This window comes from Sphingomonas sp. AP28 (genome assembly GCF_056680455.1).
Window position 1 is genome coordinate 3,504,947 of sequence record NZ_CM155283.1, and the last position, 13,366, is coordinate 3,518,312.

Annotated in this window: 11 protein-coding genes; 5 read left to right on the forward strand and 6 right to left on the reverse strand. The window is 65.7% G+C overall.

Features of this window, described 5'->3' with window-relative positions; all coding sequences use genetic code 11:
- Nucleotides 1-44: 44 nt before the first annotated feature.
- Together AC1MH0_RS16085 and AC1MH0_RS16090 are read left to right on the forward strand one after the other, a co-directional pair.
- A complete protein-coding gene (locus AC1MH0_RS16085; RefSeq protein WP_480963588.1) occupies nucleotides 45-341 on the forward strand; it encodes a hypothetical protein in 297 nt (98 codons plus the stop codon).
- 70 nt (nucleotides 342-411) lie between these two features.
- The gene (locus AC1MH0_RS16090) at nucleotides 412-672 is read left to right on the forward strand and encodes a hypothetical protein (RefSeq protein ID WP_480963589.1); all 261 of its coding nucleotides are present in this window, start codon (nucleotides 412-414) and stop codon (nucleotides 670-672) included.
- Here the strand turns inward: AC1MH0_RS16090 and AC1MH0_RS16095 are convergent, their stop codons facing one another.
- Nucleotides 673-1,830 carry a saccharopine dehydrogenase family protein gene (locus AC1MH0_RS16095; RefSeq protein WP_480963590.1) on the reverse strand — a complete coding sequence of 386 codons (1,158 nt, stop codon included), beginning with the start codon at nucleotides 1,828-1,830 and terminating at the stop codon, nucleotides 673-675.
- Between the two features lie 111 nt (nucleotides 1,831-1,941).
- On the opposite strand from AC1MH0_RS16095, the gene AC1MH0_RS16100 reads away from it, so the two are divergent.
- A complete protein-coding gene (locus AC1MH0_RS16100; protein WP_480963591.1) occupies nucleotides 1,942-2,280 on the forward strand; it encodes a TfoX/Sxy family protein in 339 nt (112 codons plus the stop codon).
- Nucleotides 2,281-2,781: 501 nt separating this feature from the next.
- Here the strand turns inward: AC1MH0_RS16100 and AC1MH0_RS16105 are convergent.
- Nucleotides 2,782-4,557, reverse strand: coding sequence for an ABC transporter transmembrane domain-containing protein (locus AC1MH0_RS16105; RefSeq protein WP_480963592.1), 1,776 nt, complete (start codon nucleotides 4,555-4,557; stop codon nucleotides 2,782-2,784).
- Between the two features lie 162 nt (nucleotides 4,558-4,719).
- Between AC1MH0_RS16105 and AC1MH0_RS16110 the strand changes: the two genes are divergently transcribed.
- Nucleotides 4,720-5,952 carry a polyhydroxyalkanoate depolymerase gene (locus AC1MH0_RS16110; protein WP_480963593.1) on the forward strand — a complete coding sequence of 411 codons (1,233 nt, stop codon included), beginning with the start codon at nucleotides 4,720-4,722 and terminating at the stop codon, nucleotides 5,950-5,952.
- A 39-nt stretch (nucleotides 5,953-5,991) separates the two neighbouring features.
- On the opposite strand, the gene AC1MH0_RS16115 is transcribed toward AC1MH0_RS16110, so the two are convergent.
- From AC1MH0_RS16115 to AC1MH0_RS16125, 3 genes are all read right to left on the reverse strand, one after another.
- Nucleotides 5,992-6,474, reverse strand: coding sequence for a pyridoxamine 5'-phosphate oxidase family protein (locus AC1MH0_RS16115; protein WP_480963594.1), 483 nt, complete (start codon nucleotides 6,472-6,474; stop codon nucleotides 5,992-5,994).
- A 389-nt stretch (nucleotides 6,475-6,863) separates the two neighbouring features.
- On the reverse strand, nucleotides 6,864-8,042 hold the full coding sequence (locus AC1MH0_RS16120) for an acetyl-CoA C-acyltransferase (protein WP_480963595.1): 1,179 nt from the start codon (nucleotides 8,040-8,042) through the stop codon (nucleotides 6,864-6,866).
- 137 nt (nucleotides 8,043-8,179) lie between these two features.
- Nucleotides 8,180-8,614: a MaoC family dehydratase gene (locus AC1MH0_RS16125; protein ID WP_480965769.1), complete on the reverse strand. Its 435-nt coding sequence runs from the start codon at nucleotides 8,612-8,614 to the stop codon at nucleotides 8,180-8,182.
- 157 nt (nucleotides 8,615-8,771) lie between these two features.
- Between AC1MH0_RS16125 and putA the strand changes: the two genes are divergently transcribed.
- Nucleotides 8,772-11,819, forward strand: a complete 3,048-nt coding sequence (gene putA / locus AC1MH0_RS16130; protein ID WP_480965770.1) for a bifunctional proline dehydrogenase/L-glutamate gamma-semialdehyde dehydrogenase PutA — start codon at nucleotides 8,772-8,774, stop codon at nucleotides 11,817-11,819.
- A 370-nt stretch (nucleotides 11,820-12,189) separates the two neighbouring features.
- Here the strand turns inward: putA and AC1MH0_RS16135 are convergent, their stop codons facing one another.
- The gene (locus AC1MH0_RS16135) at nucleotides 12,190-13,359 is read right to left on the reverse strand and encodes a mechanosensitive ion channel family protein (RefSeq protein ID WP_480963596.1); all 1,170 of its coding nucleotides are present in this window, start codon (nucleotides 13,357-13,359) and stop codon (nucleotides 12,190-12,192) included.
- Nucleotides 13,360-13,366: the final 7 nt, after the last annotated feature.

Consider the following 13,366-nt stretch of genomic DNA (forward strand, 5'->3'; position numbering starts at 1 on the left):
CGCAAGCGCCTCGCGCTATGCGAGATCGGCGCTGGGGAGATGCAATGCGGGGACTCATTCTAGGCCGATCGCGGCGACGGATCGTCAATGATTTCGTCGCCGCGCGCGCGACATCGCCCGAGCGCGCGATCGCCTATGTCGCGAAGGACGCGCGGATCTTCCGCCATCTCCGCGTCTACGGCGCGATCGTCGACGACGGGGCGGGGCGCTACCATCTCGACGCGTGCCAGCTCGGTGCGTTTCGCGCTTCGGTGCGGCTCCGGGCCGCCGCGATCGTCGGCGTGTCGGGCATGGCCGCCACCGTCGCGGCGGCGGCGACGGTCTTCGCGCTTGCCGAATAGGCTCTCGCCGGAGAAACCGGACGCATCCGGCATGCCGATGGAATTACGACCGCACCGAATCCGCGGGGTCGTGCCTGCGCTCTTTCTCGCGCGGCATGCGATCGGACCCGACGATGCCATCGCCTTCCTGCCTCGCGATCCAGGGGAGCAAGCGGACTTCGATCGCCTACGTACCCGCGGAATCGTCCGTCCAACCGCACCCGGCAACTTCTACTACGATCTCGACGCGCACTACGCCGCGATCGAGCGACGCCGCCGCTTTGTCGTTCCAGTCGCTATCGTCGTCTCGATCCTGATTGCCTGGATCGCAACGTGGTTCTTTCGCGGCTGATCAACCGACCGTGAAGGTGAGCCCCGCCTTCGCCACCAGCCGATCGCGCAGTTTCGCCCCCATCAGCGCGCCGGGCGTCCAGATCCCGCCATCGCCTTCGACGTCCTGCACGAGGCACAACGCCGCCTCCGCGATCATCTTGCTGGTCGAGCCGTAGCCGGGATCGCGGTCGCCGGTGACCACCGTGTCGATCCGCGTGCCATCGGGCATGATCCCGGCGAACAACAGGTCGTAATGGCCGGCGTCGCGCTCTTCCTTCGACGGGCCTTCGCCGGGCTTCGGCCCCTTGTCGCCCGAGAACGGATTGAACTTGGCGATCGCCTCGGCCGCCACCTTGCCGAGATCGCCCAGTCCCGCGACCATCATCTCGTCGTAGACGAAGTCCGCGCCATACGGCTCGCCTAGCAGGAAATTGGTGCGGTGGACGTTCTTGGTGTTGATCGGTGCCATCACGAACGGCGCGACCCAGGCCGAGATGGTCGTGTCGTATTCGGGGATCAGCCCGGTCGGCTGGTGCGGTCCGCTGAAGCCCGGCGTCAGCGCGAAGGGGCTGGTCAGCAGCTTGACGATGCCGGGATCGCGCGCGGCGGCGGCGAGAGTCGCCTTGAGGCTGGCTGCGGTGCCACCCGAGAACGTCCCCTGCATTGTTCGCACGCGGCCCTTCACGCGTGGCGCGGGCGCGCCGTATTTCGCCTTTGCCGCCTCCTGCAAGGTCAGCACGCCGAGATCGAACGGGATGGAGTCGAACCCGCACGAGAACACGATCCGCGCGCCGGTGCGCGTCGCTTCGCCTTCGTGCGCGTCGATCATGTGGCGCATCCACGCGGGCTCGCCGCACAGGTCGACATAGGCGGTCCCGGTCGCGGCGCAGGCCGCGACGAGGGCGGAACCGTAGAGCTGGTACGGTCCGACCGTCGACAGGACGACCGTCGCGCGCTCCGCCATCGCGCGCAGGCTGGCGGCGTCGTCGGAGTCGGCGGTGATCAGCGGCGTATCGCCTGGCGCGCCGACCAGGTCGCGGACCCCCTGCAGCTTCGCCAGCGAACGGCCCGCCATCGCCCACCGAACGCTCGTCGGATAGGTCTGCGTCAGATATTCCGCGACGAGCCGCCCGGTGAACCCTGTCGCGCCGTAGATGACGATGTCGAAGTCGCGCATGTCCATCTCCTGTTTCGCCGTAGTTTTGCCCGCGTGGGCGGGGCATCGCAAGTGGAACCCGGGAATGACGTACGTCTCGCCTTTGCCTTGCGGTTCTGCGAGGATCCCCGAATGGCATCCGATCCCAAGACCGTCGCGTTCATCGTCGACCAGATCGCCGCCGCCGGCGATGTCTCCGCCAGGCCGATGTTCGGCGAGTACGGCGTCTACTGCGATGGCCGGATGGTCGCGATGGTCTGCGACGATCAGCTTTTCGTGAAGCTGACGCCGGGCGGTCGCGCGTTCGCTGGCGCTATCGACGAGGCACCGCCATATCCGGGCGCGAAGCCGTGTCTGCTGGTCGACGCCGACCGTTGGGACGATGCGGAATGGCTAGCCGAACTCGTCCGCATCTCGACCGCGGAACTGCCTTTGCCGAAGCCGAAAAAGCCCAGGGCGAAGAAGGTCTAGGCGGTTCGATGCTTACGCGGTTGCAGGTCATGCAGACCCGATAGTTCTTCGTCATCTCAGACTGGTTCGAGGCTATTCCTTTCGATCAACTAAGATTTGTTTCCCCGCGAAGGCGGAGATCGAGACTGGACTCCCGCCGTCGCGGGAGAACAAGGACGCACATCGCGCGGCACAACTGCCGACGTGCGCTTGCTAAAGCGCCATAGGCCGACTGGATCGGGTGCCACCGCACCGCGACCTCAACCTGCTCGATGTCGCGGCACCGTGCCTCCGAGACACCTCGATGCTTGTCCCGGTCGAACGAGGGCACCTCCCCGGCACAGGCCGGGGGCCAGGTGGAGAGGCCGTCGTAACGCAGCGCAGCCGTCGTCATCCACGTTTCCCAACTGGACCTCGGCCTTCGCCGGGAAGGTAATCATTAGGCATGACTACGGAACCAGTTCGGAACGACGAAGAAATTGCCGACTGTCGCGACTTGAAACTGCCAAGCCGCGACCGCCCCTAAGCCGCCTCGTTGAACTGCAAGCTCGCCAGTCGCGCGTACAGTCCGCTGTTCGTCATCAACGATCCGTGCGAGCCCTCCTCGACGATCTGGCCGTCGCTCATTACGATGATCCGCTCCGCCGCGCGCACCGTGGCTAGGCGGTGGGCGATGACGAGAGTCGTACGGTTTGCCATCAGTCGCTCGAGCGCCTCCTGCACCAGCCGCTCGCTTTCGGCATCGAGCGCACTCGTCGCTTCGTCGAGCAACAGGATCGGCGCATCGCGGAGCAGCGCGCGGGCGATCGTGACGCGCTGGCGCTGGCCACCCGACAGCCGTGCGCCGCCTTCGCCGAGGAACGTGTCGAGGCCCTCGGGTAGTTTGCGCAGGAATTCGGCGGCGTTGGCGGCTTCGGCGGCGGCCCAGAGCTGGTCGTCGGTTGCCGACCAATCCCCGTAGCGAAGATTGTCGCGCGCCGACGCACCGAAAATGATCGTCTCCTGCGGCACCATCGCTATGCGCGCGCGAACCTCCGCCGGATCGGCATCGCGCAGGTCGATCCCGTCGAGCGTCACGCGGCCGGCGTCGGGGTCGTAGAAGCGCTGGACCAGCTGGAAGAGGGTAGTCTTGCCGGCGCCCGAGGGGCCGACGACGGCAACCGTCTCGCCCGGCTTCACATCGAGCGAGAAGCCGTTCAGCGCGGCGACATCGCGGCGCGTCGGGTAGTGGAACTGCACACCCTCGAACGCTAGCGCACCACGCGGCGGTTGCGGCAGCGCGACCGAGTTGGCGGGCGCCGCGATCTCCGGCTTCTCCCGAAGCAGTTCGGATAGGCGCCCCGCCGCGCCAGCGCCGCGCAACAGGTCGCCGTACACTTCGGTGAGCGCGCCGAACGCGCCTGCGACGATGCCTCCGGTCAGGACGAACGCGGCGATCGCGCCACCGCTGATGCGGCCGGCGGCGACGTCGATCGCACCTTCCCACAGGACCAATGTGATCGACCCGAAGACGAGGCCGATGACGATTGCCGTCATCACCGCGCGGAGCATGATCCGCGCCCGTGCCGCCGCAAACGTCGCGGCAACCGCGTCCGAGAAGCGGATGGCCTCACGGTCTTCCTGCCCGAACGCCTGCACGACCTTCATCGCGCCCAGCGTCTCGGTGGCGATCGAGCCGACATCGGCGACGCGGTCCTGCGAGGTGCGGGAGTAGTTGCGCACGCGCTTGCCGAGCAAGGCGATCGGCAGGATGATCAGCGGGATGCCGATCATCAGCATGCCCGCGAGCTTCGGCGAGATCGCCAACAGGTAGATCAGCCCGCCGATGCCGGTAAAGGTGTTGCGCAGGGCTATCGACACCGTGCTGCCGACGACCTGTTCGATCAGCGCTGTGTCGGAAGTGAGACGCGAGGCGATTTCGGAGGGGCGGTTCTCCTCGAAGAAGCGCGGCGTCAGGCGGAGGAGGTGGCGCTGCACGTTTGTGCGGATGTCCGCGACGACGCGCTCGCCTAGCCACGAGACGTAATAGAAGCGCACCGCGGTCGCGAGCGCGAGCACGACGACGATCATCAGCAAATAGTGGAACGAGTTGGCGACCGATCCGCCGGCGCCGGGGCCGAAGCCGCGGTCGATGACGCGCTTGAACCCGTACGGAATGCCGATCGTCGCCGCCGACGTCATCATCAGCGCGAGCCCCGCGAACGCGATCTGGCGAGGATATTGGGAGGCGTGACGCCACACCATCGCGAGATCGCCGATCCGGCGGGACGTCTTCTCTTCGGGTATCGGCTTGGCCATGCGCGGTGCCTAGCAGTGGCGGGGGTGGCGCTCAACGAGAACCGGGCGTCGCCGAGAGCGGTGATCCGGTCGCGCGGGACGGAGCGGCGATCGATCGCGCGTTGCACTGCGGCAAAATTGCGTTACCACCGTGCAAAGCCCGATGAGGCGAGAGGATACCGCATGCTCTACGATGCCTATGAATTCCAACGTTCGATGATGGCCGGCGCCAGCAAGATGGCGAGCTTCGGCGCGGATATGCTCAACAATCCGGCAAACCCGTTCGCCTATTTGGGCGGCGGCACGGTGGTCGCGTCGGCGCTCGAAGTGTTCGCACACGCGAATGCGACGCGAGGGAAGCCTGCCTTTGGTCTCGACACGACGACGATCGACGGCCGCGAGGTCGCGGTGCGCGAGGAGATCGTGCTGCGGAAGGACTTCGGGCAGTTGAAGCGCTTCGTGCGCGAGGGCGTTGAGGGCGGTCCGAAGCTGCTGATCGTCGCACCGATGTCCGGCCATTACGCGACATTGCTGCGCGGGACGGTCGAGCGGATGCTGCCGTTCGCGGACGTCTACATCACCGACTGGCGCGATGCGCGGAGCGTACCACTGTCGGCGGGGCGGTTCGATCTCGATGATTACATCGATTATCTGATCGAATATTTGGAGACGATCGGCGCGAACGAAGGGCAGGGGGGCACGCACATGCTGGCCGTCTGCCAGCCCTCGGTGCCGTGTTATGCGGCCGTCGCGCTGATGAGCGCGGACAAGAACCCGTGTCGTCCGAAGACGCTGACGATGATGGGTGGTCCCGTCGATACGCGCGAGGCGCCGACTGCGGTCAATACGCTGGCGACCGAGCGGCCGCATGCGTGGTTCGAGCAGAACGTCATCGCGACCGTGCCGGGCAATTATCCGGGTGCGGGGCGGAAGGTGTATCCCGGCTTCCTCCAGCTTGCCGGATTCATGTCGATGAATCTGGGCAACCACATGGTCTCGCATTGGGAGATGTATAAGCATCTTGTGCAGGGCGATGGCGAAAGTGCATCGCAGAGCCAGGATTTCTACGAGGAATATCGCTCGGTCTGCGACATGACCGCGGAATTCTATCTCCAGACGATCGACACCGTGTTCCAGAACCATGCGCTGCCGCGGGGGATCATGACGCATCGCGGCCGGCTGGTCGATCCGGCGGCGATTACCGATATCGGTCTGCTCGCGGTCGAGGGCGAACGTGACGATATCTCGGGCTTGGGGCAGACCAAGGCGGCGTTGACGCTGGCAACCGCGCTACCCGACGAGAAGAAGCGCTATCTGATGGCGGAAGGGGCCGGTCATTACGGCATCTTCAACGGCTCGCGCTGGCGGGACAAAATCGCGCCCGTGGTGGAAGAGTTCATCACCGCGAACGGGTAAGAAAAATGGGCAGCCCAGTACGGGCTGCCCAAAATCGGCTCAGGCGATCGAGTTGACCACCGCGTGGCTGCTCGACTCGTCCGAATGGATCGTGCCGCCGAACAGCATCTTGAGGCGGCCGCCGATCGAGATGTCGGTTTCCCAAAGCTCGGCGCTGTCGATGTCGAAGCGCAGCAGCGTCAGGTTGGGGTCTTCCTTGCCGCCCGGAAACCATGCCTCGACCTGGTTGTTCCAGAGCTTGTCGATCTGCGTACGGTCGTTCGACGTCGAGACGTCGCCGGCCATGCACGCGAAGAAATCATGGCCCTTGCCGACGAACTGCGCCATCGCCGCGCCGCCCTTGGCGATACGGTTGTCGCGGCCGGCGAAGAAGAACAGCGTGTTGGGCTGATCGTCGTCGATCTGCGCGGTCATCGGCTCGGAATGCTGGCCGTCGTTGAGGCCGATCATCACGAACGGGCTGGCCTTCAGCTTGCCGATGAACTTCGCTGCGACTTCCTGCGGGGTATCCTTGTCGGCCATCGTCATTCTCCTATTGGCTTGGATTGCCACTGAGAACGGGTGGGGCGGAGGTTGGTTGCGCGTACCGTTACGCGATGCCGCTTGGTGAAAGCGTGTGGAGGGCGCCATGATAGCGATGGCAGTAGTTCTGCTGCCGAACAAGAAAGGTAAGGTGTATGCAACTTGCCGATCTGTGCCTCATCCTCGGCATGCTCTTCGCCTTCGCGACATTAGTCGTGAAGATCATCGAAGTGTCACGCAAAGGCTAGGTGTACGGGAGGGGCTCGATCTAGCAGTCGAGTCCCAAACGTATTGAGCCCCGGCCGCTAGCACGACCGAGGCTCAGACAAGAAAGGCGGTGTATGCAACGCCGGTACAGTACATGCGCTACACCGGCGTGGATTTCAAGGTCACAGTACTTCGAACAACCCGGCTGCGCCCATGCCGCCGCCGACGCACATCGTGACGACGACGTACTTGGCACCGCGACGCTTGCCTTCGATCAGCGCGTGGCCGGTCGCGCGGGCGCCGGTCATGCCGTAGGGGTGGCCGATCGAGATCGCGCCGCCGCTGACGTTGAGCAGCTCGTCGGGGATGCCGAGATGGTCGCGGCAATACAGGACCTGCACTGCGAATGCCTCGTTCAGCTCCCACAGGCCGATATCGTCCATCTTGAGGCCGAAGCGCTTGAGCAGCTTGGGGATCGCCACCACCGGGCCGATGCCCATCTCGTCGGGCTCGGTGCCGCCGACCGCCATGCCGACATAGCGACCGAGCGGCTGGAGACCGCGCTGCGACGCGATCTTCTCCTCCATCAGTACCGAGGACGACGACCCGTCCGACAGCTGCGAGGCGTTGCCGGCCGTGATCGTGAAGTCGGGGCCCATCACCGGCTTGAGCGACTGTAGCCCCTCCAGCGTTGTGTCGGCGCGGTTGCCCTCGTCCTTGGTGATCGTCACGTCCTTGTACGTGACTTCCTTCGTCTCCTTGTTGACGATCGCCATGTTGGCGTCGACGGACACGATCTCCGCATCGAAATAGCCGGCGGCCTGCGCGGCGGCAGTGCGCTGCTGCGACTGGAGTGCATAGGCATCCATCGCGTCGCGGCTGATGCCGTAGCGCTTGGCGACGACCTCGGCGGTCTGCAGCATCGGCATGTAGACGTCCTTGTGCATCGCGATCAGCTGGGGATCGGGGGCGACGCGCATCTGCGGGGTCTGGACGAGGCTGATGCTCTCGACGCCGCCGCCGATCGTGATGTCCATGTTATCGGTGATGATCTGCTTGGCCGCGGTGGCGATTGCCATAAGGCCGGACGCGCACTGACGGTCGACCGACATGCCCGAAACGGTGACGGGGAGCCCGGCGCGCAGCAACGACGTGCGGGCGATGTTGCCGGCCTGGTGGCCTTGCTGGAGCGCGCAGCCGAAGACGACGTCGTCGACTTCGGCGCCGTCGATGCCGGCACGCTCGACCGCGGCCTTGATCGAATGCGAGGCGAGAGTGGGGGCGGGGGTGTTGTTGAAGCCGCCACGATAGGCGCGGCCGATGGGGGTGCGGGCGGTGGAGACGATGACGGCTGAACGCATTGGTATTCCTCTTCTTCACTCCCCTCCCGCATGCGGGAGGGGCTGGGGGTGGGCGCTCGGCATGAGCGAGCGAAACGATTGCGGAGAGCGGCAGCCCACCCCCCGGCCCCCTCCCGCATGCGGGAGGGGGAGAAGTTTCAAACGAAGACCTGGCTGATCCATTCGGCGATCAGGGCGGGCTTTTCCTGGCCCTCGATCTCGACGGAAAACGCGTTGGTCTGCTGCCACTGGCCGGGACGCTTCTCGTCGAACGACAGCAGCTTGAAGCGGCCGCGCACTTTCGAGCCCGACCGGACCGGCGTCAGGAAGCGGACCGAGTTGCCGCCGTAGTTCACGCCCATCTTCGCGCCTTCGATCTGCGGCGCGTCCGGCACCTTCGACGACAGCAACGGCATCAGCGACAGCGTCAGGAAGCCGTGCGCGATCGTCCCGCCGAACGGGGTCTGTGCCGCGCGGACCGGATCGATGTGGATGAACTGGTGATCGCCGGTCGCGTCGGCGAACTTGTCGATCATGTCTTGCGTGACCTCGACCCAGTCGGAAACCGTCTCGGTGCCGATGCGCTGCTGCATCTGCGCGGTGGTGATCGTCGCCACGGCATTCCCCTCAAAGCTCATTTGGCGCTAAGCGCTGGAATGTCTCTAGGCGTACAGGCGAGCGGATCGCAAGCCTCACCCAACCGGAAGCTGGAAAATGTCGACTGCCGTAACGTCCCATGCCCGCGATATCATGGCGAAGCTGTACCGCGCGAGCGAACCCGATGTTCTAAAACCGTTGCTGGACCGCGCCGCGCTCGATTCGGATTCGCGCGAGCGGGTGATGGGGCATGCGCTGGGCCTGCTCGCGGACCTGCGAGCGGCGCAGAGCAAGGGGTGGGTGAACCAGTTCCTCCAGGAATATCGGCTGAATTCGTCGGAAGGCGTCGCGTTGCTGTCGCTGGCCGAGGCGTTCCTGCGCGTGCCCGATCCGGAAACGGCGGATCTGCTGATCGCGGACAAATTGGGCGATGCCGATTGGCGCGCACATGCGGGCAAGTCGAATTCGAAGCTCGTCAATTCGGCGACCTGGGGGCTGGTTGTCGGCCGCGTGCTGGTCGGCGAGGGATCGACCGGGCCGCTGCGGCGCCTGATCAGCCGCGCGGGCGAGCCGTTCGTGCGGCAGGCGGTCGGCGCGGCGATGAAGATGATGGGCGAGATCTTCGTGATGGGTCGTACCATCGACGAGGCGATGAAGCGGATGCGCCGGCCGGAGAACAAGGGCTTCACCGCGAGCTTCGACATGCTCGGCGAGGCGGCGCGGACGCATGCCGATGCGCAGCGATACTTCCAGGCGTATGTCGGCGCGGTCGATGCGGTCGGGCGCGATCCGGCGGCGGGGCACTCGATCTCGGTCAAGCTGTCGGCGCTGCACCCGAGGTATGAGGTGGCGCGGTGGAGCGAATGCGTGCCCGCGCTGACGGAGATGCTGGAGGCACTGGCGGTGCAGGCGGCGTCGAAGGGCATCGCGCTGACCGTCGACGCGGAGGAATCCGAACGGCTGGAGATGAGTCTGGACATCATCGGCGCGGTCGCGGGGCTCCCGTCGCTGAAGGGCTGGGACGGGTTCGGGATGGCTGTGCAGGCGTATGGCAAGCGCGCGCGGCCGGTGATCGAATGGGCGAACGGGCTGGACCGCGTGATGAACGTGCGGCTAGTGAAGGGCGCGTATTGGGATAGCGAGATCAAGCGCACGCAGGTCGAGGGGCTGGCGGACTATCCGCTGTTCACGCGCAAGGCAGCGACCGACGTGTCGTACCTGGCTGTGGCGAAGGACATGCTGGCGGCGGAGAATATCCGGCCAGCGTTTGCGAGTCACAATGCGCTGACGGTCGCGACGATCATGGAGTGGGCGGGCAACTCGCGCGACTTCGAGTTCCAGCGGCTGCACGGGATGGGCGACGGGCTGTACGAGCGGCTGGTGCAGGAGAACGGCTATCATTGCCGGGTCTATGCGCCGGTTGGTGGGCACCGGGACCTGCTCGCGTATCTCGTGCGGCGGTTGTTGGAGAATGGGGCGAATTCGAGCTTCGTGCACCAGTTGGCAGATGAGCGGCTGACCGAGGCTGAGATCTTGGCGGATCCTGTGGCGAAGATCGCTGCGGTCGGAGGGAAGCGGCATCCCAGCATTCCGTTGCCGGTGGATTTGTTCGGGGCCGGGGGGCACCGGAATTCCGCCGGGTTGGATTTGAGTGATGTGGGGACGCTGGAGGCGACGGTTGCTGCGGTTAATGCCCCCCTCCCGCATGCGGGAGGGGCCGGGGGTGGGCTCGCGCTATCGGCAAATGCTGAGGCTGACGTTGGGCGTTCTACTGCAAACGGTAGCATCGGGGGTGAGCGCGTGCCCACCCCTAACCCCTCCCGCTTGCGGGAGGGGGATGCTGTTGCGGCCGCCATTACGCGGGCGCATGCGGCGTTCCCCGGTTGGTCGACCACGCCGGTCGACGATCGCGCCGCGTGCCTCGAACGGCTTGCCGACCTGCTCGAGAAGCATCGCGACGAACTCATGGCGATCTGCGTGCAGGAGGCGTTCAAGACGATTGGCGATGCGATCGGCGAGGTGCGGGAAGCCGCCGATTTCTGTCGGTATTACGCGCAGCAGGCGCGGCTGAACCTGCATCCGATCGAGCTGCCGGGACCGACGGGCGAGCGGAACACGCTGCATATCGAGGGTCGCGGTGTCTGGGCGACGATCGCGCCGTGGAACTTCCCGCTGGCGATCTTCCTCGGACAGACGGTGGCGGCGCTGGTCACCGGCAACACCGTGGTCGCCAAGCCGGCGCCGCAGACTCCGCGGATCGCGGCGCGTGCGGTTGAGCTTGCGCATGAGGCTGGCGTGCCGGTCGATGCGCTGGTGCTCGTGACCGGCGGGCCGGAGGTCGGCGCGGCGCTGACGGCGGACGTGCGCATCCAGGGTGTCGCGTTCACCGGCTCGACCGCGACGTCGCGGAAGATCGCGCGGTCGTTGCTCGACGACGAGACGCGGCCGATCGTGCCGCTGATCGCGGAGACCGGCGGGATCAACGCGATGATCGTCGATTCCACCGCGCTGCCCGAGCAGGTGGTGGCGGACGTGATCGCGTCGTCGTTCCGGTCGGCGGGGCAGCGTTGCTCGGCGTTGCGCTTGCTGCTGGTGCAGGAGGATATCGCGGACGGCGTGATCGAGATGCTGTCGGGAGCGATGGAGACGCTGCGGATCGGGCGGTCGGGCGATCCCGCGACCGACGTCGGGCCGGTGATCGACCAGGCCGCGTATGACCGGCTGATGGCGTACCGCGAGAGCGTGAAGGCGAAGATCGTCAAGACGCTCGACGCGCCGGCGGATGGGTTGTTCGTGCCGCCGACTTTGGTTCGGATCGGGGCGATCGAGGACCTCAACCAGGAGTGGTTCGGGCCGATATTGCATGTCGCGACGTGGGAGGCGGGGAAGCTCAGCGAGACGATCGCTCGGGTGAATGCGAAGGGGTATGGGCTGACGATGGGCCTGCATAGCCGTATCGCGCGGGCGGCCGAGGTGATCGAGGCCGAGGCTGCGGTGGGGAATTTGTATATCAACCGGTCGATGATCGGGGCGGTCGTGGGGTCTCAGCCTTTTGGGGGCGAGGGGCTTTCGGGGACTGGGCCTAAGGCTGGCGGGCCGCGGTATCTGTATCGGTTCTGTGCGGAGCGGGCTGTTTCCGTGGATACGACAAGTGCTGGCGGGAATGCGACGTTGCTGTCGTTGGATGAGGGTGGGATTTAGTTCCTGCTCATAGGAACTCAGCCTCCGAACGGCTCACCGAGTACCTTTCCGGCTTCATAGCGCCCCCCCCGGCGGAGGCCGGGGTCCAGGTGGGGGACGTTGCTGATGAGTGTTGCGCTTAGTTACTGCGACCTCACCAACTGGGCCCCGGCCTTCGCCGGGGTGGTGCCGGGGTATGACGGCGGGCTCGTCACGCCGAGCTTGGTCTGACAGCGGCAGCTTCGCGGTACGCTAGTCCAGAATTGTTTCCCCGCGAAGGCGGGGACCCAGACTGGGCTCCCGCCTTCGCGGGAGAACAAGGTAGGGTAGGGCTCCCCTAACCGGCGCGTACACATCCGAAGGCGAAGGCGTCGCACAGCCGGGTGGATAATCAGGCGGGCGTTGCATCCGCCCGTCGCCCCTCAGAATACGGCATCACAACCGAGCCATCCGGTGCGGCCATCATATTCACCTGGGTCGGGAAGGCGATCTCGATCTTCTCGTCGTTGAACCGCTTCAGGATCGCGATCCCCACCGCCGTCCGACCGTCGTAGAAGCTCGTATAATCGGGCCCCTTGCTGTCGAACTGAACCTCGAAATCGAGGCTCGACGCGCCGAACCCGGTGAAGCCGGCGCGGGTGAAGATCTTGTCGTTGGCCTCGACGATTTCCTTCAGCATCGCGGGGATGCGCGAGCAGACTTCGGGGGGTGTCGAATAGGTGACGCCGATGACGAACTTCGCGCGGCGATGGTTGCGCTGCGTGTTGTTGAGGATCTCCTTGTTGAGGAGGTTCTTGTTCGAGATCACGCGCTCCTCGCCGTCGATGCCGCGGATGCGCGTGGATTTGAGGCCGATCGCCTCGACGCTGCCCGAGGCGGTGTCGTAGCTGATCGAGTCGCCGCGGCGGAACGGGCGGTCGAAGATGATCGCGAGCGCGGCGAACAGGTCGGCGAATATGCCCTGCGCCGCCAGGCCGATCGCGATGCCGCCGACGCCCAGACCCGCGACGAGGCCGGTGACGTTGACGCCGAGATTGTCGAGCACCACCACCAGCGCGACCGCAAAGACGACGAAGGTGACGAGCAGGCGGATCAGGCCCATCGCCGAGAGGAGAGCCTCACCCGAATAATGTTCGGACTGCGTACGGTGCTCGATCGCGCCGAGGATGATCTCGCGGACCCAGACGGCGGCCTGGAACACCGCGGCGACGGTGAAGAGGAAGTTGATCGTCGTCGCGACTTCACCGGGGGCGGCGGAGTATCCCGCGACCAGTTTGGCGGCGAGCATGACGATGAAGAAATTGCCGGTCCGCGCGATCGCCTTGCCGACGACGATGCCCCAGCCGTTGAGCGCGCGCGGGCGCTCGCAGAGCTTGCTGCCGAAGCGGCGCGCGGTGTGGAGCGCGACGACGATCACCGCGCCGATTCCGAATGCAATCAGGATCTGGAGCCAATAGGCTTGCACCCAGGCGAAGCTGGCGGTGACGAAGCCCTGCGCCTGGTCGCCGACGTCGCCCGCGTCAAAGATCGGTTGCTTGGCGGCGGCAGTGGTATTGGTCATGGGAATA